Annotated in this window: 23 protein-coding genes; all 23 read left to right on the top strand. The window is 59.8% G+C overall.

From position 1 onward, the window contains the following. The first annotated feature begins 2 nt into the window (after window positions 1-2). The 23 genes from RAZWK3B_RS12670 (at window position 3) to RAZWK3B_RS12560 (ending at window position 19,525) form a co-directional block, all read left to right on the top strand. Window positions 3-443 carry a VRR-NUC domain-containing protein gene (locus tag RAZWK3B_RS12670; protein ID WP_007815704.1) on the top strand — a complete coding sequence of 147 codons (441 nt, stop codon included), beginning with the start codon at window positions 3-5 and terminating at the stop codon, window positions 441-443. After that, the gene (locus RAZWK3B_RS12665; protein WP_007815702.1) at window positions 440-781 is read left to right on the top strand and encodes a hypothetical protein; all 342 of its coding nucleotides are present in this window, start codon (window positions 440-442) and stop codon (window positions 779-781) included. Before RAZWK3B_RS12670 ends, RAZWK3B_RS12665 begins: the two co-directional genes overlap by 4 nt. Continuing rightward, window positions 778-1,134 carry a hypothetical protein gene (locus RAZWK3B_RS12660; RefSeq protein ID WP_007815700.1) on the top strand — a complete coding sequence of 119 codons (357 nt, stop codon included), beginning with the start codon at window positions 778-780 and terminating at the stop codon, window positions 1,132-1,134. The genes RAZWK3B_RS12665 and RAZWK3B_RS12660 overlap by 4 nt, the downstream gene beginning before the upstream one ends. A gap of 400 nt (window positions 1,135-1,534) precedes the next feature. After that, complete coding sequence (locus tag RAZWK3B_RS12655; RefSeq protein WP_007815696.1) at window positions 1,535-1,837, top strand: hypothetical protein; 303 nt, start codon at window positions 1,535-1,537, stop codon at window positions 1,835-1,837. After that, window positions 1,834-3,240, top strand: coding sequence for a terminase large subunit domain-containing protein (locus RAZWK3B_RS12650; protein ID WP_007815695.1), 1,407 nt, complete (start codon window positions 1,834-1,836; stop codon window positions 3,238-3,240). The genes RAZWK3B_RS12655 and RAZWK3B_RS12650 overlap by 4 nt, the downstream gene beginning before the upstream one ends. A 5-nt stretch (window positions 3,241-3,245) precedes the next feature. Further along, window positions 3,246-3,719: a hypothetical protein gene (locus tag RAZWK3B_RS12645; RefSeq protein WP_157132247.1), complete on the top strand. Its 474-nt coding sequence runs from the start codon at window positions 3,246-3,248 to the stop codon at window positions 3,717-3,719. Next, window positions 3,712-6,015, top strand: coding sequence for a portal protein (locus RAZWK3B_RS12640; protein ID WP_007815693.1), 2,304 nt, complete (start codon window positions 3,712-3,714; stop codon window positions 6,013-6,015). The genes RAZWK3B_RS12645 and RAZWK3B_RS12640 overlap by 8 nt, the downstream gene beginning before the upstream one ends. A 10-nt stretch (window positions 6,016-6,025) precedes the next feature. After that, window positions 6,026-7,021, top strand: a complete 996-nt coding sequence (locus RAZWK3B_RS12635) for a hypothetical protein (RefSeq protein WP_007815692.1) — start codon at window positions 6,026-6,028, stop codon at window positions 7,019-7,021. Window positions 7,022-7,047: 26 nt separating this feature from the next. Next, window positions 7,048-7,236, top strand: a complete 189-nt coding sequence (locus RAZWK3B_RS12630) for a carbon storage regulator (RefSeq protein WP_007815691.1) — start codon at window positions 7,048-7,050, stop codon at window positions 7,234-7,236. 125 nt (window positions 7,237-7,361) lie between these two features. Then, complete coding sequence (locus RAZWK3B_RS12625; protein WP_007815690.1) at window positions 7,362-8,453, top strand: N4-gp56 family major capsid protein; 1,092 nt, start codon at window positions 7,362-7,364, stop codon at window positions 8,451-8,453. 68 nt (window positions 8,454-8,521) lie between these two features. After that, window positions 8,522-8,962: a hypothetical protein gene (locus RAZWK3B_RS12620; RefSeq protein WP_007815688.1), complete on the top strand. Its 441-nt coding sequence runs from the start codon at window positions 8,522-8,524 to the stop codon at window positions 8,960-8,962. 75 nt (window positions 8,963-9,037) lie between these two features. After that, window positions 9,038-9,409: a hypothetical protein gene (locus RAZWK3B_RS12615; RefSeq protein WP_007815686.1), complete on the top strand. Its 372-nt coding sequence runs from the start codon at window positions 9,038-9,040 to the stop codon at window positions 9,407-9,409. Window positions 9,410-9,415: 6 nt separating this feature from the next. Further along, on the top strand, window positions 9,416-10,108 hold the full coding sequence (locus RAZWK3B_RS12610; RefSeq protein WP_007815684.1) for a phage adaptor protein: 693 nt from the start codon (window positions 9,416-9,418) through the stop codon (window positions 10,106-10,108). Continuing rightward, on the top strand, window positions 10,105-10,767 hold the full coding sequence (locus tag RAZWK3B_RS20245) for a phage adaptor protein (RefSeq protein WP_007815682.1): 663 nt from the start codon (window positions 10,105-10,107) through the stop codon (window positions 10,765-10,767). The genes RAZWK3B_RS12610 and RAZWK3B_RS20245 overlap by 4 nt, the downstream gene beginning before the upstream one ends. 8 nt (window positions 10,768-10,775) lie before the next feature. Continuing rightward, complete coding sequence (locus RAZWK3B_RS12600) at window positions 10,776-12,362, top strand: hypothetical protein (RefSeq protein ID WP_007815680.1); 1,587 nt, start codon at window positions 10,776-10,778, stop codon at window positions 12,360-12,362. Continuing rightward, entirely contained in the window at window positions 12,359-14,191 is a 1,833-nt protein-coding gene (locus RAZWK3B_RS12595) for a phage tail tip fiber protein (RefSeq protein ID WP_037295740.1), read from the top strand. The genes RAZWK3B_RS12600 and RAZWK3B_RS12595 overlap by 4 nt, the downstream gene beginning before the upstream one ends. 29 nt (window positions 14,192-14,220) lie before the next feature. After that, window positions 14,221-14,583 carry a hypothetical protein gene (locus RAZWK3B_RS12590; protein WP_198133287.1) on the top strand — a complete coding sequence of 121 codons (363 nt, stop codon included), beginning with the start codon at window positions 14,221-14,223 and terminating at the stop codon, window positions 14,581-14,583. Continuing rightward, window positions 14,580-14,762 carry a hypothetical protein gene (locus RAZWK3B_RS12585; protein WP_007815674.1) on the top strand — a complete coding sequence of 61 codons (183 nt, stop codon included), beginning with the start codon at window positions 14,580-14,582 and terminating at the stop codon, window positions 14,760-14,762. Before RAZWK3B_RS12590 ends, RAZWK3B_RS12585 begins: the two co-directional genes overlap by 4 nt. Window positions 14,763-14,857: 95 nt before the next feature. Continuing rightward, window positions 14,858-15,325: a GNAT family N-acetyltransferase gene (locus RAZWK3B_RS12580; RefSeq protein WP_007815672.1), complete on the top strand. Its 468-nt coding sequence runs from the start codon at window positions 14,858-14,860 to the stop codon at window positions 15,323-15,325. 9 nt (window positions 15,326-15,334) lie between these two features. After that, window positions 15,335-16,762 carry a tail fiber domain-containing protein gene (locus tag RAZWK3B_RS20240; RefSeq protein WP_198133286.1) on the top strand — a complete coding sequence of 476 codons (1,428 nt, stop codon included), beginning with the start codon at window positions 15,335-15,337 and terminating at the stop codon, window positions 16,760-16,762. A gap of 11 nt (window positions 16,763-16,773) precedes the next feature. After that, complete coding sequence (locus tag RAZWK3B_RS12570) at window positions 16,774-17,265, top strand: hypothetical protein (protein WP_007815669.1); 492 nt, start codon at window positions 16,774-16,776, stop codon at window positions 17,263-17,265. Beyond that, the gene (locus RAZWK3B_RS12565; protein ID WP_007815667.1) at window positions 17,262-18,740 is read left to right on the top strand and encodes a hypothetical protein; all 1,479 of its coding nucleotides are present in this window, start codon (window positions 17,262-17,264) and stop codon (window positions 18,738-18,740) included. The genes RAZWK3B_RS12570 and RAZWK3B_RS12565 overlap by 4 nt, the downstream gene beginning before the upstream one ends. Then, window positions 18,737-19,525: a hypothetical protein gene (locus RAZWK3B_RS12560; protein ID WP_007815665.1), complete on the top strand. Its 789-nt coding sequence runs from the start codon at window positions 18,737-18,739 to the stop codon at window positions 19,523-19,525. Before RAZWK3B_RS12565 ends, RAZWK3B_RS12560 begins: the two co-directional genes overlap by 4 nt. Window positions 19,526-19,594: the final 69 nt, after the last annotated feature.

Here is a 19,594-nt window from a genome sequence, read left to right as displayed (position 1 = left end):
CAATGAACAAGCGCATCGACCACGAAAGCCCGATCCAGATCGCCATAGTGGACTATCTGCGCAGCGTGCTGCCGGCGGGCTGCATCGTTCATCACTGCCGCGGTGAGATTAACAAGAGCGGCGCGGCCTTCATGCGCGAGCTGGCCAAGGCCAAGCGCAAGGGGGCGTTGCCCGGCTTCCCCGACCTGATCGTGCTGCCCTACGCCAACATCGGTGCGCTGTTCTTCGAGGTAAAGGCCGAGGGGAATTACGCGGACAAGAACCAGCGTGACATGCACGAGGCCCTGCGCGCCCTTGGCTACCGGGTGGCCGTGGTGCGGTCGATCGACGACGTGCGCGAGGCCCTGGCCGAATGGGGCGTCGGGACGACCGAGCGCAAGCCCGACAACTGGGCTTCGATTGGGGATCTCGCAAAGGACATGATCAAAGGAGCAGTCGAATGATCGAGATTTCGAAAATCCGCACCGACGCGGAAACGCAAGTCAGATTTCCGATATCGGAGGCGTCATTGCACGCCTCTAATTGGCAGGGTTTCGCATTTAATGATGTGGGTGTCGTTATCGCTTCGATCACGAACAGCTATCGTGAGCCGGGAAAATTCATGGTCCGGGTCTGCGGGGCAACCGCATCGCAAAACATCGCCCCCATTGCGGCTAATCGTGTCGGCGCCATGCTCATGGCTCTCGCCGAGCCGCACAATGTGGATATCAGCGAGTTCAAGTGGTCCGAAAGCGATGATGTCGCGCTTGATGAAAGCACTTCGCGCGAGGGCTGCCAATGAGCAAGCTGGGACACAATGAACGCTCTTTCCGCCTTGACGCATTGGCCGCCGAGGCCCGCGAAGGTCTGGCCAAGATAGAGCAGGGCGAGGAGTTTACCATTGGCGGATGGCTGGCCTACGGCCACGCGCTGAACGAGGGGCGCGCGCTGCACGATGGCGATCGGGAGTTTGGGCAGTGGATTGAGGCGAATGTGCTCCGACAAGTTGTCGGTCAGGACGGGCACCTGCGAGAAGTTAATGAGCATGAACGCAAGGCCGCCATGTGGGCAGCTGAAAACGCCGACCAATTCGAGGAAGCCCGTCAACGGGGAAAAAGGCGCTCCGGGAAATGGACGAAGCGATCAAGCGTGTGAACGAGTTCGAGACGCGCCAGCAGGCGATCATGAAGTCAGTGGGAGGCCGGGCGGCGAAGGCATAAGCCCCCCGCTACTCCCGGCGCTGGAACAGGTACGCAATGAGCGCCTTCTCGATCACCCAGCTTTCAGACCGCTCGTGTTCCTGACAGTACGCCCGCAGCGCTTCCTTTACCTCTGGTGACAGCCGCGCAGATGTAGGTAGGCCCTTGCTCATGATGTAGTCCTTTGTAGTTAATAGTAGTTGACGCCATGGCGGCGGTAAGTGTATTGATTGACTTACTACACATGACTACGCACAACAAGGAGTTCATCATGACAACGCGTATCATCACCAAAGCCCAGGCCCGTGACATGGCCGGCCAGCTCAAGAAGCTCGGCGCCCTGGTTGAGAAGTCTGATGCGGGCACGCATCGACCTGTCCAACTGCACGCCGGAGGATCTCGACCTGCTCGGCGCGGTCCAAACCGAAACATTCAAAAAGGGCGGTGAGGAAGAAGGCGAGGTCGTCAAAGTCAGGATCCAGCCCATAGATCGCCTCAAGGCCCTTGAGAAGCTGGCCAACTATCTCGGCATGGGTGTCAACGATCCGCGCGACAAGGTGAGCATGACAGCCGTGGTCAACTTCATCAACGTCCCTCCCAAGCAGGAAGTCGAGGTCAAGTCGCGCACCATCAATCACGATGATGGCTATCCTTCATGACCCAGGCGGTGCGCAAGATAGACATGGACAAGACGCAGGCGATCTGGAACCCAACCGATCGCCAGACCGAGTTCCTGTCGGCCGGTGACTTCGAGGTGCTGTACGGCGGGGCCGCAGGCGGCGGGAAAAGCGATGCGCTGCTCGTCGATGCTCTGTGCCTGCAACACGAGGGCCACAAGAACCCACGTCACCGCGCCGTTCTGTTCCGTCGCAGCTTTCCCGAGCTGCGCGACCTGATCAGCCGATCGCTGGAAATCTACAATCAGGTGGACCCCTTCGCGTCATACAACGCCACCGAAAAAGTGTGGACGCTTTCATCGGGCGCCAAGATCGAATTCGGCTACCTGCACAACGACGCTGACCGCCTCAAGTATCGTGGCCGCGCATGGAACTACATCGGCTTTGACGAGCTGACGCTTTGGCCCACCGATGTCTGCTATCTCTACCTGTTCTCGCGCTGTCGATCCACAGATCAGACACTGCCCCGCTATATCCGCGCCACCACCAACCCTGATGGACCCGGCCAGCTTTGGGTGATGAAACGCTGGGGCATCCAAGAGGACGGCTCGGCCACCCGCATCCCGGTTGACGTTGAGGACAAGGAGAAGGGCGTCACCACGACCTTTCACCGCACATTCATCCCGGCCCGCCTGTCCGAGAACCCACACCTGAGCGAGACCGGCTATCGCGAGGCCCTCTTGCAGCTGGCCCCAGACGAGCGCGATGCGCTTCTCATGGGCTTGTGGCGCCAAGGCAGGGTGCATGGGGCCTACTACGCCAACGAAATGGCTGAGATGCGGAACCGCGGCGGCATCCGCTCGGTGCCCTATGATCCGTCGGAGCCTGTCAACACGTTCTGGGATCTCGGCTGGAACGACACCACGGCGATCTGGTTCCATCAACAGATCGCCGGCGAGCATCGCTTCATTCGGGCATACGAGAACAGTGGCGAGAGCCTCGATCACTATGCAACGTACCTCCAGAACTCAGGTTTCAATCTCATGGGCGGCCGCCACTACCTGCCGCATGATGCGCGCAACAAGAGCTTGCAGACCGGCAAGAGCGCGCTGGAAATATTGCAGGAGATGCTGCCGAACCTGAACTTCGAGGTGGTGCCCCGCATCCAGAACATCCTGACCGGCATCAACCAAACGCGCTTGGCCATGCGCGGCAAGGTGTTCATTGACGCCACCGAGTGCGCCGATGGCATCGCAGCCCTCGACAACTACCGCAAGGCCTACAACGAGCGCCATGACGTGTTCACCGAGCGCCCGCTGCACGACCGTTATTCCAACTTCGCCGACGCTTTCCGCCAATGGGGCCAAGCCCTCGAAGAAGGCCTGACAGGCCCTCGCCAGCAGTTCCGTCGCAAGCCCAAGCCCCCCGGAGGTATGTGGATATGAGCAACATGACCGAAACACCTGGCGGGCTGATCCTTCCCGGCGGGTCCGAGTATAAGCCCGCATACGATCTGCGTGTGCATCATGCCGTTTACAGCCGCGGCGATGTGCTCGTATGGCTTACCTGGAACCAGAACACCAAGCGCCCGGTGATGATCCTGACCCCCAAGATGGACAAGATCGACCAAGAGCGCGTGATCCCCTGTATCATCCCGCTGGAGCGCGCATGGGCATGGGCCGAGGAAACCGGCGACGAAGACGATGTGATGGTCAACGCCGTCATGTTCTGCGCCAACCTTGGGTTCAACCCCTACAACCGCGCCAACCCCATGAAGATCATCAAGATCGTGCGCGATCACATGGGCGATCTCTTGGCCATTCCCCCATGCCCCCGCGATCACCACAGCGTGGTGGCAGAAATGGTTGTTACCAACAACGACACCGGCTCTGAGCGCCATATTGAGGTCAAAGATCATGCCTGAACTCGAAAGCCGCGTGAAGCCGAACCAGCGCCCCGAAGATCGCTTCCAAGTGCCGTCCTCGACGCTCCTTGGTGACGTCCAAAAGGCGGCCAAAAGCGATCTCGACAGCGAGCATACCGCAGAGCTGCACGACCGGTTGATTGGCCACTATCTGCGCGAGCTGGAGGCCCAAGGCAACGCTCGTCGCCTCATGCAGCGCGACGAGCAGTATTACAACCACGACCAGTGGTCCAAGGACGATCTGGCCGTGCTCGAAGCCCGTGGCCAGCAGCCGCTCACCTACAACGTGATCGCTCAGAGCATCAACTGGGTGCTGGGCACCGAGCGCCGCACCAGGATCGACTACAAGATCCTAGCCCGTAGGAAGCAGGGCCGCCGAAACGCCGAAAAGAAGTCGCACCTGATCAAGTATCTCAGCGACGTCAACCGGACCCCGTTCCATTTCTCCCGCGCCTTCGCAGATGCTGCCAAGGTCGGGCTTGGCTGGATCGAGTGCGGTGTGCGCGACGACAGCGAAGGCGAGCCCCTGTATGAGCGGTACGAAAGCTGGCGTAACGTCATCTACGACACCGCCGCCCAAGAAGAAGACCTGTCCGATGGCCGGTTCATCTTCCGCACCAAATGGGTCGATGTGGACCGCGCCTGCGCCATGTTCCCGGATCGGGAAGGCATTGTCAGATCATCCGTGTCCTCGCATTTCGAGTGGGGCGCCTTCATGGACCGGCACGGCGACGACGCCATGGACAGCCAAGAGTATCTCGCCACCGAGCATGGCGAATACTACACCTCGATCGAGCACCCGACCTATGCCCGAGACCGTGTGCGCCTGATCGAAGCCTGGTTCAAAATCCCGGTGACAGAAAAGCGCATGGCAGGCGGGCAGTTCGCCGGCGAGATTTACGACCCCGAAAGCATGGGCCACGCAGCCTCACTGGCAGAGGAGGGGGCAGAGGTGCGCGAGCGCCTGACAGATCGCGTCTACGTCATGATCATGACCCTGCGCGGTGTCTTGTGGATGTCCCCGTCGCCGTATCGCCACAACCGCTATCCCTTCACGCCGATCTGGGGGTATCGCAAGGCAGACGACAACACGCCTTACGGTCTGATCCGCGGCATGATCCCCGCCCAAGACGATATCAACAAGCGCCTGTCCAAAGCCTTGTCGATCATCAACACCAACAAGGTGATCATGGACGAGGGCGCCGTCGATAACCTCGACGAGTTCGAAGAAGAAATCAGCCGCCCCGACAGCATCATCATCAAAAAGCCCAACAAGATGCTGGAAATCTCGGCCGATCGTGAGCTGGCCGCAGCGCATGTCGATATCATGAACATGTCGATCAACATGATCCAGACGCTGAGCGGCATCACCGACGAGAACCTTGGCCGGTCTACGAACGCCACAAGCGGCCGAGCGATCACCGCGCGCCAAGACCAAGGCGCCATGTCTACCGCGCAGATTTTTGACAACGCCCGCCTTTCCAAGCAGATCCACGGTGAAAAGCTCTTGGCCCTTACCGAGCAGTTCGTATCGGACGAAAAAGAGTTCCGGATCACCAACATGCGCGGCACGCCTGAGCAGATCATCGTCAACGATGGGCTGCCCGAGAACGATATCACGCGCACCAAGGCCGATTACGTGATCAGCGAAGACAGCTTCAAGGCATCGCTGCGCCAAGCCGGCGTCGAGCAGATGATGAACCTCTTGGCTCAAGTGGCACCGACCGCGCCCGAGCTGATCAACATCACGCTCGATCTTCTGATCGAAATGATGGATCTGCCCAACGGCGAGGAGCTGGTCAACCGCATCCGCCAGGTCACTGGCATGGAAGACCCGGACGCAGATCCGGAAACGCCCAATCCCGAGCGTCAGGCTCGCGAGCAGGCCAAGCAGCAGGCTCAGCAGATGCAAGCCCGCGCCCAGATGGCCGAGCTTACCAAGGCCGAGGCTGAGGCCGCCGAGAAGCAGGCCCGCGCCGAAAAGGCCAAAGCCGATGCGCAAAAGGTGCTCAAGTCCCTGCCGGGCCAGAACATCGACGCACAGAAGAACGCGTTGGAGCTGGCCTTGCAGATATTGCAGGCCCAGCCCGCCGCCGGCGTGGCCGACAACCTGCTTCTTCGGTCCGGCTACATTTCCCCGTTTGACGAGGCGCAAGAACGCGAGGCAGCCGCACAGGAAGAACAGGCCGCCATGGCCATGCAGCAGCAGGCCCAGATTCAGCAGCAGGCCCAAGAGCAGGGGCAGCCGCAACAACCCGCACCCCCGGTGCAACCAATCCCACAAGACCAGCAGTAGGAGATAACCCATGACCACCAAGACCGCTGAAACCCCGCAAGTCGAGGACCAAGAGGCCGACAAGCCCGAAGCCACGGCCGCACCGGTAGAGGAAGACACGTCGCCTCGCATCGAGCTGCCGGGTCTCGAAGATGAGAGCTACACCGAGGACGATCTGCGCCTTTTGAGCGAGGAAGAACGCGCGGCTCTGTTCGAGACCGACGAGGATGACGAGGCCGAGAGCGAAGACCCCGAGCCCGCCCCGGCTGAGGCCGCAGAGGCCGCAGAGGACGCACCCGATGACGCGGGAGAGACCGTGCAGCCTGACGAGGATGTGCGCGGCACGCTGATCGAGAACCCGGCAACCTATGACAAGCAGATCGACGCTTTGCAGCAGGCGCGCAAAGATGCGTTGGCTGCCTGGCGCGACGATGGCGACATGACCGACGAGGAATACGAGGCCAAAGACGCCGAGCTTCTGCAATCCATTCAAGAGGTCACGTCCAAGAAGGCCGTCGCGGAATACGAAAGCAGCAAGATTTACGACAACTTCATGGCCACGGCGCGTCAGTATTTCAAAGATGTGCCGGAATTGCAGACAGAGGCGCATATCGAGCGCTTCGATGCGCATGTGCAGAACGTGACGTCGCAGCCGCAGTACCAGTCCTTGTCGCACCGCCAAATCCTAGAAGCGGCGCACCGCCTTTATGCAGTAGAGGCCGCCGTCTTCGGCATGGACGTGCCTCCCGTGCCCGGTGACGCCAAGCCCGCGCCCAAACAGGAGGACACGCAGACCAATGCCCAAGCGCCGCAAGAGCCGGCAAAGCCGCAAGTCCGCAAGCGTCCCGGCGACAACGCGCCGAAAACCCTTGCATTCGTGCCCGGAGACGCGCCCGTGTCCGCCGCCGACGGCAAATATGCAAGCCTTGCACAACGCCTCGAAAACGCAGGGCCCGAAGAATACGAGCGCATCATGAGCAGCCTGCCGCCCGAGGAAGCCGAAGCCTTCGCGAGCATGGATGTCTGATCAGTCAGTCGGTGAGGCCGCACGCAATGTTGACGCTGAAACTCAAAGTCGGAGAAAGCCTGCTCCTCGGTGACGATGTGCGGGTCTTCATCAAGGAGGATCTGGGCGGCGGGCAGGTGCGCGTGAGCATCTCCGCCCCCCGATCCGTCAACGTCGAGCGCATCGGCAAATTGAGGACTGACGAGCTGCAATGCGCCCTTGGTGTATCGCAGTAAATCAATATGTAGTGTAATATTGGCAAACCCTATCAATATGTAGTATTATGCCGCGTAACGGCTGGAAGCCGGTTCACCCAGGGCATGGATGTCCGCCTACAGGTTCATAGCCATGGGGAATCACAATGGCACAAACCATCCTGAATTGGGGCGACCCAAAGGCGGTGAAGCGTTGGGCGGCCACCCTTGCCACCCAAGTCAACCGCAACAGCTACTTCAACAAAAAGTTCGTCGGTAAAGGCGAGAACAATGTCATCGAGGAGAAGATGGACATTGCCTCGGACGCCGGTGATCGCGTTTCGTTCGATCTGTCGGTCAAGCTCCGTCAGCGCCCAACCTTTGGCGACAAGCGCGTGAAGGGCAAGGAAGAAAACCTGCGCTTCTTCACCGACGAAGTGATCGTGGACCAGATGCGCCACCCGGTTTCGGCCGGCGGCCGCATGAGCCGCAAGCGCACCTTGCACGACATGCGCAAGATCGCGAAGGATCGCCTCGCCGAATACTGGCAGCAGTATATCGACGAGCTGTACTTCATCTACTTGTCGGGCGCGCGCGGCGTGAACGAGGAGTTCATCGAGCCCGCGGACTACACGGGCTTTGCTGACAACCCTCTGCAAGCACCCGATGCGGCGCACATCCTCTATGGCGGTTCGACCACCACCAAGGGGTCGTTGACCAGCGACGACATCATGACCACCAATCTCATTGAGCGTGCGGCAACGCATAGCAAGATGATGCGGTCCAAGGACACCGACGCAACTGACATGATGCCGGTGGACGTGGAGGGCGAAAAGCATTTCGTCGTGGTCATGTCGCCCTATCAGGCGCACTCGATGCGCACGGAATCCGGCTCGCAGTGGCTGGACTTCCAGAAGGCGGCCGCCGCGGCCGAGGGGCGCAAAAACCCCATTTTCCGCGGCAACATGGGCATGATCAACAACGTTGTCCTGCACGAGCATGAGAACGTCATCCGGTTCAACGACTATGGATCCGGAAACGATCAGCCCGCAGCGCGCGCCCTCTTCTTGGGGCGCCAAGCAGGTGTCGTGGCCTACGGCACGCCTGGCGGTATGCGCTACATGTGGAAAGAGGAAATGGAGGACTACGACAACGAGCCTACCGTCGTCGCCGGCCTCATTATGGGCGTGAAGAAAACGCGGTTCAATAATCGCGATTTTGGCGTCATCGCTCTGGATACATACGCGAAAACCGTCTGATCTAAACGCTAGAGCGGCCAAGCCCGGCCGCTCTGGTAAACCCTTGATCTTATAGAAGGAATGCCACCATGGCTATCTTCCAAACTCAAGCAGCAAAGGGTCAACAGGCGGCGCCTTCGGCTTACCAGTCCGGTATCGTCACCTCTGCTGTGTTCACCTACACTTTCAACGACGCGTACACCGCGGCGACCGATGTGATCGAGCTTGGCGTTCTGCCCGCAGATTGCCAGATCCTCGGCGCCACGGTCATCGGCACCGGCCTGGGCGCCAACACGGCGAATATCGGTCTGATGACCGGCACGCCGTCGGATGATGCAGGCACCCGCACTGTCAGCGCCGATCTGTTCAGCGCCGTCAGCGTCAACGACAACGAGGCAAATGCAACGCTCGCGGATTGCCTCGATGTGGCCGTGTCGAACGAGCATCGTGCGATCGGCGCGACCATTTCGGCGAATGTCGCGGCTGGTGCAGCCAAGACGCTCACCGTCCGGATCGAGTACGCAGCCTGATCTTGATGCTCAGAAGCTGGGCGGTCTGGTCTTGCCGCCCAGCTTCCACCTCAAAATGGAAGGAAGGAACAAGACATGTTGATCGAAACAACTGAAATTCGCAAAGGCGGCTCCAAGCACTCCATCGGCGACAAGGTGTATCACTTCAAGCCGGGCCTCGACGGCCGCCATGTGTGCGATGTGGTCGATAACGCTCATATCCAGCGCTTTCTCAGCCTTGAGCCCTTCATGCCCTACGAAGAAAAGCCTCTTGGGGGCGAGGTCGCCGCACCGGTCACGAACGAGGTGGCCTTTGCCGCGCTCGAAGACATCTATGCCGAGCTGTCGGACGAAGACCTGGCCGAGCGGTATTCCGAGGTGCTTGGCAAGAAGCCGCACCACAAGGCCAAGCGTGAAACCTTGGTCGCTGCCCTGATGGACGCTGAACACAGCCCCGCACCGGAGTAATGTCCTATGCCCGTCAACGTCGCCGATGTTCTTTCTCGCGCAGCCTATGCGCTCAGCGACGTTGACGAAACGCGTTGGTCAGCGCAGACCAAGCTCGACTATTTCAACGACGGCCTGCTGGAAATCGCCACGCAAAAACCGTCGGCCTTCTCTCGCACCGCAGAATTGCCCCTCGACGTGGGCACCTTGCAGACCGTCCCCGAAGGCTATGCCAACCTGATCCGCGTCGTGCGTAACCTCTCCAATGCCCAAGGCGCTACGACGCGCGTCGGAGGGCGGGTTGTCACCCCGTCATCGAAGGAAGTGCTCAACGATCGTTTCATCAACTGGCATGACCCGGATGTTGTGCCCTATTCCAAGATCGTCATGCACGTGATGGCCGACGAGTTCGAGCCACGCAAATTCTATGTCTTTCCCGGCAACGATGGCACAGGGCTTGTCGAGGCGGTGCTGGCCGTGATCCCCGACACCGTTGCTGGGCCAATCACCTCTGCCACCACGGCCCCGATTGACCAGACATATTTCAACGCCCTGCATAATTACGTCTGCTATCGGTGCTACGGCGAGGACATGATCCTCAACGGCGCACCTGCCCGCGCTCAGGCCCATTACCAGATGTTCCAAGGCGCCCTTGGTATCAAGCAGATGGTCGAGGGTGTCGCCAATGTGAACACCACCAACATAGGCTCTACGCCATGACCGTGATGATTGCCCTCGACAAGATGCTGCCCTTGGTGCTGCCCTATGCGCCGGGCGTGCCCGACAACGTGGCCACGTATAACCTGCGCCTGGCCGCGATCGAGTTTTGCGAGCGCACCCGGTGCTGGCGTCACATCACCACGATCACCTTGCGCCGGGATGGCCAAGCCGTGGCTGCACCGCCCTATGCGGCCATTCATGAGATCGAAAAGGCCGTGTTCAACAACGAAACCACGCTGGAACCCCTGCAATACTCCGACGTGGATGACACGCAACTCGGCGCCCCGAACGAGGCCCCGCCCAAATACATCACCCAATCGGAGTACGACACGATCCGTATCCTGCCGTTCCAAGAAGGCACGCTGGAAGTCTCGATGTTCCTCAAGCCGGTGTTCGGCTCCGAAATAGAGATCGGCGACGAGGGCGAGGTCGTGGATGCCTATGACGTGATCCCTGAGTTCATCTACAAGGCCCATGCAGAGCAGATCGCCGCCGGGGCTCTTGCGCGCCTCCTGGCCCAGCCTGACAAACCGTGGACCAACATTCAGGTATCAATGATGTGGGGCCAGCGGTTCAACGATCTGGCCGACGCAAAGTTTTCCGTGAACCTCACGGGCCAACACCGCGCCCGCCGCCGGACCAAGTACCATGATTTCTGAGGTGGCCCATGAAGATCCGCATCGCTGACTTCAAAGGGGAAATCCCTCGGTTTCACCCGCGCATCCTGCCGCAAAACTTTGCCACGTCGGCCCGCAACACGCGCCTTGACGACGGCACTATCGCGCCCGTGCGCCAGTCTGGGCTCGCACACACGCTGGCCAGCGATGCCGACACCATATTCCTGCACAAAGGCACTTGGCAGTCCTTCTCAGGCGATGTGGACGTGGTGCCCGGCCCTGTGGCCGACGATCGGCTGTACCTGACAGGCAGTGGCGCTCCGAAGATGCGCGTGTCCGGCACCGACTACAACCTCGCGCTGCCTGCGCCCTCGGCTGCACCCAACACCAGCCTGTCGGGCACGATTGATGAAGAAGTGGCGCAGTTCGTGACCTACGCCTACACCTTCGTGACCAGCTTCGACGAGGAAAGCGCGCCGTCACCCGTCTCAAGCGCGTTCCTGTGGTCAGCGGGGCAGGTCGTGACCGTCAGCGGATTTTCGGCGCCGGTCTCGGGACGTTCTGTCGATCGCATCCGGCTTTATCGCTCAATCACCAGCGGGATTGGTATCACGGACCTGTACTTTGTGGCAGAGTTCCCGATTGGCACCAGCAGCTATGCGCACGATGTCGAGGCGGACCCCTTGCAGGAGGTGTTGCCCTCAGCCGATTACGACCCGCCGCCCAGCACCATGTCGGGGCTGATCTCCATGCCCAATGGCATGATGGCGGCCTTCGACGGCAAAGAAGTGCTGTTCTCTGAGCCTTTCCGGCCGCATGCCTGGCCCGAAAAGTACCGCCTGACTGTCGATGCCGATGTTGTGGCGCTGGCGTCGTTTGCCTCGACCCTGGTGATCCTGACAACCGCCTCGCCCTACATCGCGACGGGTACGCACCCAAGCTCAATGGTCATGGAACGCATGGAGCGGGACTTGCCGTGCCTGTCCAAGCGCGGGGTTGTTGATTTTGGCTATTCAGCGGCCTATCCAAGCAATGAGGGGTTGGTGATCATCAGCGGCAACGCGGCCCAGACGGTCTCGCAGAACCTGTTCACCGCGGAGCAATGGCGCGAGATCAACCCGTCGAGCTTCCGCGCCGCGCGCTACGACAACCGGTATTTCTTTGCCTATTCCCCGCTCGAAGGTGGGCAAGAGCTTGGGATCATGGACCTGACCGGTACGCAGTTGTTCTACATCCAGTCCGACGATGACCCGGAGGCGCTGCACTTCGATCCTGTGAGCGGCGGGCTGTATTTCGTGGAGGGCGGCCGCTTCATCTACGAATGGGATGCACCAAGCCAACCCTTGCGCGCGCAGATATGGCGCAGCCGCAGGTTCCAGCTTGTCTCCCCGGTCAGCTATGCCGGTATCTTGGTGGAAACGGATCCTGCGATCGGAACAATGCCCGCAGGCGCGACACCCTGCACAACGCGCATTTATGCCGATGGCAGCCTTGTTCACACGACAACCAAGATCAACGAGCCGGCCCGGTTGCCCGGTGGCTTTCGGTCCAAGGCCTGGGAAATCGAGATCGAGGGGTATGTGCCGGTCACGGGCATATCCATGGCGCAATCCTATGACGATTTGAGTGTGGCATGAGCAATGAAGTCAAAATTGGCGCACCGTGGGGCGGGGTAGAAGGCCCGCCGGGTGATCCCGCGCGAGAATGGCCTGTGGACACCCGCCGTCCAATCGAGCGGCAGTCAGCGGAAAGCATCATGGTGCTCGATGGGCGCATTGGGGATGGCTCCTTGCGCGCGGTGCGGTGGAACGAGCTGGAAAGCTACATCAACGCCGTGGAGCAGCAGTTTCAGGCGCCGGTGCGTGAACTGAGCGGGCTGATCCAAGATCCTGCGCTGTTATTCCGTAACTCGGGTTTGTCGGCGCCTGAAATTGTTGATGCGCTGCCCACAACCGGGAATTTCGCCGGGCGGATGGTGTTCCTGACGCTGGACAGCAAGCTCTATCGGTACACTGTCGATGGAGCATGGACGGCGGCAATCCCGAGCACGGATGTTGCCGGGCAAATTGAGCGCGCGCAAATTGCCAATGGGGTGTTCGAGGATATCAGCAGTGATATTTCGTCAGCCGCAGCGACGGCGCAGGCTAATGCTCAAGCATTTGCGGAGCAGGCAGACGGCGTTCTGTCAACGAGCCTTCAAGCCAACATTGATGCGGCGCAACAAACCTTGCAGGCGTCGATCGACGGCGTAAGCGCGGACCTGTCCACAAATTACTTTACGTCGGCTCAGACCAACCAAGCAATTTCGGCCGAGTTTACAGTCCTCCAATCCTCGATCGACGGCGTAAGTGCAGACCTATCTACGAACTACCTGACCGCTGCCGAAACCAACCAAGCGATTTCAACGTCAGAACAAACTTTGCAATCCTCGATCGACGGCGTAAGTGCGACGGTAACGACACAAGCAGCGGTAATTACATCGTTAGAAAACAATGCAAGCGCCGGGTACCTTATTCGTGTCGGAGCTGGTGGCGCCGCATCTATCCTTGATCTCGTCGCCGCCGATGGAAGCGCAGGACCGACGTCTATCGCAAAGGTCTCAGCTGACAACATCATTCTGGACGGCACGGTTACAGCCGCTCAAATTGATGCAGGCACGATTACCGGTGACAAAATTGCCGCCAACACGATTACCGGCGGTCTCCTGGCCACCTCGGGCGTCATCACGCAAACCGCCCAGATCGGCAACGGTGTGATCGACACAGCCAACATTGCCAATGGCGCGATCAAGAACGCCCAGATCGAGAACGGTGCAATCACCTCGGCCAAGATCCAGAACGGGGAAATCACCAACGCCAAAATTGAAAACGGCGCGATCACAAACGCCAAGATCGGCGGCATAATTCAGTCCGACAATTACTCATCGACACAAGGCTGGCGGATCGACAAAAACGGCTCGGCTATCTTCAACACGCTCAGCGTGCGGAGCGGGATTATCAACGGGCAGGCTTTGACCAGCGGCACCGTGGACACCGCGCAGATTGCCAACAACGCCATTGAAGCGGCCAAGATACTCGCAAATGCGGTCCAGACGGTGAAGATTGAGCCGGATGGGGTAACTGGCTTTCGGCGGCTTGTGACTGTCGGGAGCGTAAATAACACGACGTATCTTTACACGTGGAACGTAAACTTTCCGCACTCTCTTATCTATTATTTCTCCGGAAGGGTTTACAAAAACGGATCATATCCCGACAGCTCATACTATCTAATGGAAATTTTAATTGATGGGGTAGTCAATCAGAGCATGCAAGTTACAGGCAGATCAGTTGCTTCATATCATTACATTATTACCGGAGTTTATGTGCCGACGGGTTTTCATCAAGTGGGCCTCCGATACACAGCAGTCAATATTTCTGGTTTCCAGTCGAATGGTGCTGAGGTCTTCATAATGGGGGCCGCGCGCTAATGTCTGCGACCACAACAGCAACTTTTTACTTGCCCGAAACAGGCCAGATCGTTGGGCAAGTGTTCGCCACGCCGGCCGAAATTGACGCCAACATACCTGACGGTGCAGAGGCGTTGTACGACGCGGCTGACGTGTTCAAGGATTATATCGTTGCAGGGGGTGTCACGCCGCGCCCCGGCCTTGGCCTGCCTGATACGCATACACTCGCCGCAAACGCTGATTGGTCCCTTCCGGACATCCCCGACGGGACAAGTGTATTGATTGACCAGATGGAGCAGGGCGTGACGTCAGGCGGGCTTGTGCTCAGCTTCCCCGAGGCCGGGGAATGGACCGTAGAGCTTCGGCCCCCGTTTCCATACCTCGACGCAACATGTACGGTGACGGTCACATGAAGATCGAAGCGCAACGCAACCCCATCCACCTCAAAGCCAATGCCCTCAAGTATCTGGCCAATACCGATTGGATGATCGTGCGCATGTCCGAGACGGGCCAGCCGGTGCCGGAAGACGTGCTTGACGCGCGCCGCTCGGCCCGCGATCTGATCAGCAAGATCGACGCTGAACAGGGGTGATGCACCACATTTAGTGTGTTCTGCGCAAACCAGACGCAACATCTAGCATTGCCGCCCGTTTTCAAGTATTCTGCGCCAAAGCGGAAAGGCGCGTCATGGGCGACTATACTTTTCAGATCGAGGACTTCGAGGCCGCCTATGAGGAGTATGTGGCTCTTTCGCGCATGCACTTTTGTGAAATCGAGGATTACCGGACCAGCCTGGGCTTGCCTGAGCGCGCGTTCGATCTGGATCTGGCTTGTTACGTGCCGCATGCCCGGATTGGCCAGCTTATTGCCTATACGGCGCGCTGCAATGGCGATCCTGTTGGGTATTTGCTTGTGTATCTGACCCGCGATCATCGGTCCGGCGCGATCTATGCCATCGAGGATTGCCTGTTCGTACATCCCGACCATCGCACCGGCGTCGGCCGCAAATTGATCGAATTCGCTGTCCGTGACCTTTCCGACAAGCCGAATGTTGAGCGTTTCGAGGTTACGGCCGCAGGCGATCCGCGGTTCGCAAAGGCACTTTCGCGGATGGGCTTTGTGCAGAGCGCCATTCAAATGACATATGCTTTATGAGGTGAGATCATGTGTGGTGGAGGTGGAGCCCCAAAACCCGATCCGATGATTGGCTACGCGGCGGTGATGAACGCGCAGACTGCGCAGCAGCAGCTGCAATTGTCGCGGGAACAGTTCGCTTGGACGAGAGAAGAAGCCGGGCGCCAGCTTGAGTTTGCCAGGGAGCGGTTTCAAAGTGAAAAGGTTTTGGCCGAAAAGCAGTTTGACCTGAGCGATCGAGCCTTGGCTTCCGCCACAAGGTTTGCAGAGGGCCAACTTGACCTTGGCCGTGATGCTCTTGCGCAATCCAAGAGCTATGCCGATGCGCAGATCCAGCTTGGCAAAGACTACCTCGGGTTCATGCAGTCGCAGGCCGAGATTACCAACCAGTGGGCGCAGGAAGACCGCGACCGCCGGAAGATGTTCGAGGCGCGCGAAGACGAGTTCATGGCCGAGGCGGACGCCTATGACAGCCCGGAGCGCCGGGCCATGGAGGCCGACCAGGCCGCCGCAGATGTGCGCCAGCAATTCGATCTGGGCCGTGACCAAAACGAGCGCCAACTGACCGCTATGGGCGTCAACCCCAACTCGGGGCGCTATCAATCGTCGAGCAACCGCTTGCAGGCGACCGAAAACCTTGGCGTGGTTGGGGCCCGCAACGCTGCACGCCGCCAGACTGCCGACACAGCGCGCCAGATGAAGGTCGCCGCCATCAACATGGGGCAGGGGCTTTCTGTCAATCCTGCGACGAGCATGGGCCTGTCCAACCAAGCGGGAAGCGCGGGGTTTAGCGGCGCTGGATCGCTTTTGTCGTCAGGTGTGAACACCGGCATGGCGGGCTACAACACCGCCGGCAATCTTATGTCCTCTGCCGCCTCTACATCGAGCGCAGGCTTCGGCACGAGCGGCACCTTGCTTAATTCAGGCGTGGCTACCTCAGTCGGCGCAAATCAAGGCTACGCCAACAGCATGGTCAATGCGGCAGACCTTGTTGGAAGCGGCTATAATGCGGTGAACTCCGGATATGACGCGGTGCGCGACAGCTACAGCGACATGGCCACCATTCTCAACGACCAATATCGCAGCCGCCTTTCTGCGTGGGAGGCGCAACAATCGGCAAATGCCAATCTTGCCAGTGGCCTTGGCACCGCTGCTGGATATCTGGCGTTTGGGTCTTCCAAGAACATCAAGGAAAACAAGTCGAAGCCCATGTCGGTTCTCAATGCCGTGCGCGATATGCCTGTCGAGGAGTGGGAATACAAAGAGGGTCATGGCGACGGCCAGCGTCACATTGGGCCATATGCCGAAGACTTCCAGAAGGCGACCGGTCTGGGCGACGGCAAGAAGATCAGCGTGATTGACGCGCTTGGCGTCACCATGGGCGCCGTCCAAGAGCTTGCCGACAAGGTTGACAAGGTGTCTGCCGGGGCCAAGCCCAAACGCAAACAGATGGCATAAGGAGTACGGTCATGGCACTCGGATCGTTTGTAGAAGGCGTATTCAGGGGAATGTCGCTGAAAGAAAACCGCTTGGAGCGCAAGCGCCAGCGTGGTCGCCAGGAAACGCAAGACGGTCGTGCAGCGGAGACGCACGATATGGCGAAAGAGCGCCACGAGGCAAACATGCGCCGGGCTGATCAGCTTTATCGCAGGGGGGAGCGTGACAGCAACGCGTACAGCCGCCGTGATGCCAGTTTGGAGTTTTATGACAACAACATTGCCCAGCCGGCGGCCTCTCCTGACGCGGCCCCGAGCGGAGGTGCGCCGATGTCTATTCTTGAGGGCAGGATGCAAGGCCCTGGCCCGCAACTGCGATTTAATGACCCGGCGCTGAACCAAGTCAGCATGGGGCCGACCAACACGCGCGTTCGCCAGCCCACCCAGCTTTCCGTCGCGCGCGCGGTGCCGGTTGAATACAACTATGAGAACGGCCGCCTTGTGCCGGTGCGGAGGATGGCATGACCCGCGTCAACCTACCTGATGGAAGCGTGATTAACTTCCCGGATGACATGCCCCCCGAACAAATGCAGGCCGAGATCGAGCGGTATCTGTCCGACGTGAACGGCCCGCGCATTGCGCAGCCGCCACCCACGGCCGAGGCACAGGTGCCCTACGATCGGATCATGACGGATGTGACGGGTGGGCCCGATGCCCCCATCAACAGCGATCGCATTGCGCAGCCCCCGGCTACGGCTGAGGCGCAGGTGCCTTACGATCGAATTATGTCCGACGTGACCGGGGAAAACATCCCGCCCGAGGTGCAGTCGCAATCCGGTGCCAGCCAGCGGTTCTACAACACCATGGACCGCACCATGCGGGATCCCGACGCTTTGCCGCGCACAGAGCCGGGGCCGGGCCGAGACGCCCGCCGTGTGCCTATGTCGCCCGCACAGGCGCAGCAGAACGCGGAAATGGAGCGCGCGCAGCTTGCCATGCGTGACGAAGGCCCGATGACCGCAGGCGGCGGTGCGCGCCAGAACCCGCCGACGCCTGACATGCCGTATGATCGTCGTGTGCCGGCAGGCCCCGAGGCTGGCATGCCCGAGCGCAATGTTCGTCGCGGTTTGCGCGATGCTGATGCGGGGGCGCAGGCGCGAGGGCAAGCAGCCGGCGCAATGCCCGCTGAGCCGGATGCGGGTGCGATGCAGCAGGCCAGATTTGAGCCTCAGGCTCCTACGGGGGAAGCCGCGCGCGATGCTCAGACGCGAACGGCCGGCGAGCCGGGCCAGGTGCTGCCCGATCCCGGTCTGCGCGATGATGAAAAGGCACGTCGTGGCTTTGGGCGGTCTTCCTACCTCAGCGGGCTTGCTGATGCTGGTGGAGGAGGTGCCCCAAGCCCCGCCGACACGTCTGGTCAAGAGTTCCGCCGAGGTATCTCCGTGCGCGACGTTGACCCCAATGCCACCGCATTGCAGCAAGATGTTCAACGCTTTATGCGCCGGAATGATATCGAAAACGTCGTGCAACGCGTCCGTACTGGCCTGATGCAAGGCGAGTACGGCTATTCTGCGCGTCCAGCTACTCAATTCTTTAGCCGGTGGTGGGATTATGGGTCAAAAACCCCGGAACAAGGCGCCGAGGCTGAGCGCCAGCGTGAGCTGATATCCGCAACTCATGAATGGTTCGGCAGCGATGATGCGCGCGCAATAATGTCCGATATGTCAGACGAGCAGCGCATGGCGGCGGTCAGTGACCCCGTGGGCTTCTTCGAGGCGCGAGCTTCTGTCCTTGATACTGAGGAAGGCGCACCTGTTTTGACGCCCGAGGAAGCGGCCGAAGCTGGCAAAGACGTGTCGCCGAATGAGCAGCCCGTCCCCGCCCGCCAGCCCCTGTCCTTCGATCTGAGGTCCGTGCAAGCTGGACAGGCCGGACAGGCTGGGCAAGGGCAGTCTGCCCGCCAAGGCCGCACCGGATCGGCGGCGCAGACTTCACCATGAGCAACGGCCAGGTGATCCGCGTGGGCAAAGCGCCCCCGGAGGCCCAAGCGCGTGGCGTCCAGGCTGGCATGGAGCGCCTGATGAACAATTATCAGGAATTGCAGATGGTCATGATCCGCAACGGTGATTTCGAAGGCGCAAAGCAGCTTGAGGACTTTGTGAACAGCCGCAAGTCGCAGACTGCCATGAAGGAAATGAACACCGCGCTGGTCGCGATCAACTGGGGCGACACCGATTTGTTTGCCGAGTCTGTAAAAAACATGCAGCAAGCCTATAAGGACATGACCCCTTGGGAGGTCCAGACAGAAGGCACACGCCTTCTCCGCAATGAGGCCGGCCAAACAATTGGGGCGACATTGCAGGTGCGCAACCGTGACACCGGCGACGTCATGACCCAAGACTATATCGGTATGCAGAACGTGCTCGATGCACTGACTGACTTCGGCCTGCCTCACAAACAATACGAGCGCCAGCAAACACGGGTCGGTAACGCTGTGAAGAAACGCCTTAAGAGCATAGAGACGTTCGAGGAAGGCGTCCGTGAGCTTATGACAGAAATGTACCCGCCCGATACTTGGGTCGAGCGGACGTCTGGACAGCCCGTTTCCGAGGAGGAAATCAACCGCCGCATCCAGCATGTGGGTGAGACGCTGATGCAGCTCCGTCCCGATCTTGCCGCAGCCGGTGTCAAACCGCCACGGATGGGCGGGGCCGCCAGTGGCGTGGGCAACCAGATCAATGGTGGGTCGAATAACCAGCCAGTTCCGACAATGGAAGGCATGTAACGCAATATTTTGTGGTTACAGTTTCGCAAGGCACAAAATGTGGTATAAAGGGCCAGCGCACCGCGTTGG

This window comes from Roseobacter sp. AzwK-3b, from assembly GCF_000170875.1.
Taxonomy (GTDB): Bacteria; Pseudomonadota; Alphaproteobacteria; order Rhodobacterales; family Rhodobacteraceae; genus Roseovarius; species Roseovarius litoreus.
Note: the sequence above shows the minus strand (reverse complement) of the source record. Positions and strands in the feature narration are given on the sequence as shown.

Coding starts and splice junctions, on each gene's coding strand:
- RAZWK3B_RS12580 (WP_007815672.1), top strand. CDS start 14,858: ATGGGCGACTATACTTTTCAGATCGAGGACTTCGAGGCCGCCTATGAG.
- RAZWK3B_RS12665 (WP_007815702.1), top strand. CDS start 440: ATGATCGAGATTTCGAAAATCCGCACCGACGCGGAAACGCAAGTCAGA.
- RAZWK3B_RS12650 (WP_007815695.1), top strand. CDS start 1,834: ATGACCCAGGCGGTGCGCAAGATAGACATGGACAAGACGCAGGCGATC.
- RAZWK3B_RS12620 (WP_007815688.1), top strand. CDS start 8,522: ATGGCTATCTTCCAAACTCAAGCAGCAAAGGGTCAACAGGCGGCGCCT.
- RAZWK3B_RS12560 (WP_007815665.1), top strand. CDS start 18,737: ATGAGCAACGGCCAGGTGATCCGCGTGGGCAAAGCGCCCCCGGAGGCC.
- RAZWK3B_RS12645 (WP_157132247.1), top strand. CDS start 3,246: ATGACCGAAACACCTGGCGGGCTGATCCTTCCCGGCGGGTCCGAGTAT.
- RAZWK3B_RS20240 (WP_198133286.1), top strand. CDS start 15,335: ATGTGTGGTGGAGGTGGAGCCCCAAAACCCGATCCGATGATTGGCTAC.
- RAZWK3B_RS12670 (WP_007815704.1), top strand. CDS start 3: ATGAACAAGCGCATCGACCACGAAAGCCCGATCCAGATCGCCATAGTG.
- RAZWK3B_RS12625 (WP_007815690.1), top strand. CDS start 7,362: ATGGCACAAACCATCCTGAATTGGGGCGACCCAAAGGCGGTGAAGCGT.
- RAZWK3B_RS12585 (WP_007815674.1), top strand. CDS start 14,580: ATGAAGATCGAAGCGCAACGCAACCCCATCCACCTCAAAGCCAATGCC.
- RAZWK3B_RS12600 (WP_007815680.1), top strand. CDS start 10,776: ATGAAGATCCGCATCGCTGACTTCAAAGGGGAAATCCCTCGGTTTCAC.
- RAZWK3B_RS12595 (WP_037295740.1), top strand. CDS start 12,359: ATGAGCAATGAAGTCAAAATTGGCGCACCGTGGGGCGGGGTAGAAGGC.
- RAZWK3B_RS12660 (WP_007815700.1), top strand. CDS start 778: ATGAGCAAGCTGGGACACAATGAACGCTCTTTCCGCCTTGACGCATTG.
- RAZWK3B_RS20245 (WP_007815682.1), top strand. CDS start 10,105: ATGACCGTGATGATTGCCCTCGACAAGATGCTGCCCTTGGTGCTGCCC.
- RAZWK3B_RS12655 (WP_007815696.1), top strand. CDS start 1,535: ATGCGGGCACGCATCGACCTGTCCAACTGCACGCCGGAGGATCTCGAC.
- RAZWK3B_RS12565 (WP_007815667.1), top strand. CDS start 17,262: ATGACCCGCGTCAACCTACCTGATGGAAGCGTGATTAACTTCCCGGAT.
- RAZWK3B_RS12640 (WP_007815693.1), top strand. CDS start 3,712: ATGCCTGAACTCGAAAGCCGCGTGAAGCCGAACCAGCGCCCCGAAGAT.
- RAZWK3B_RS12610 (WP_007815684.1), top strand. CDS start 9,416: ATGCCCGTCAACGTCGCCGATGTTCTTTCTCGCGCAGCCTATGCGCTC.
- RAZWK3B_RS12630 (WP_007815691.1), top strand. CDS start 7,048: ATGTTGACGCTGAAACTCAAAGTCGGAGAAAGCCTGCTCCTCGGTGAC.
- RAZWK3B_RS12615 (WP_007815686.1), top strand. CDS start 9,038: ATGTTGATCGAAACAACTGAAATTCGCAAAGGCGGCTCCAAGCACTCC.
- RAZWK3B_RS12635 (WP_007815692.1), top strand. CDS start 6,026: ATGACCACCAAGACCGCTGAAACCCCGCAAGTCGAGGACCAAGAGGCC.
- RAZWK3B_RS12570 (WP_007815669.1), top strand. CDS start 16,774: ATGGCACTCGGATCGTTTGTAGAAGGCGTATTCAGGGGAATGTCGCTG.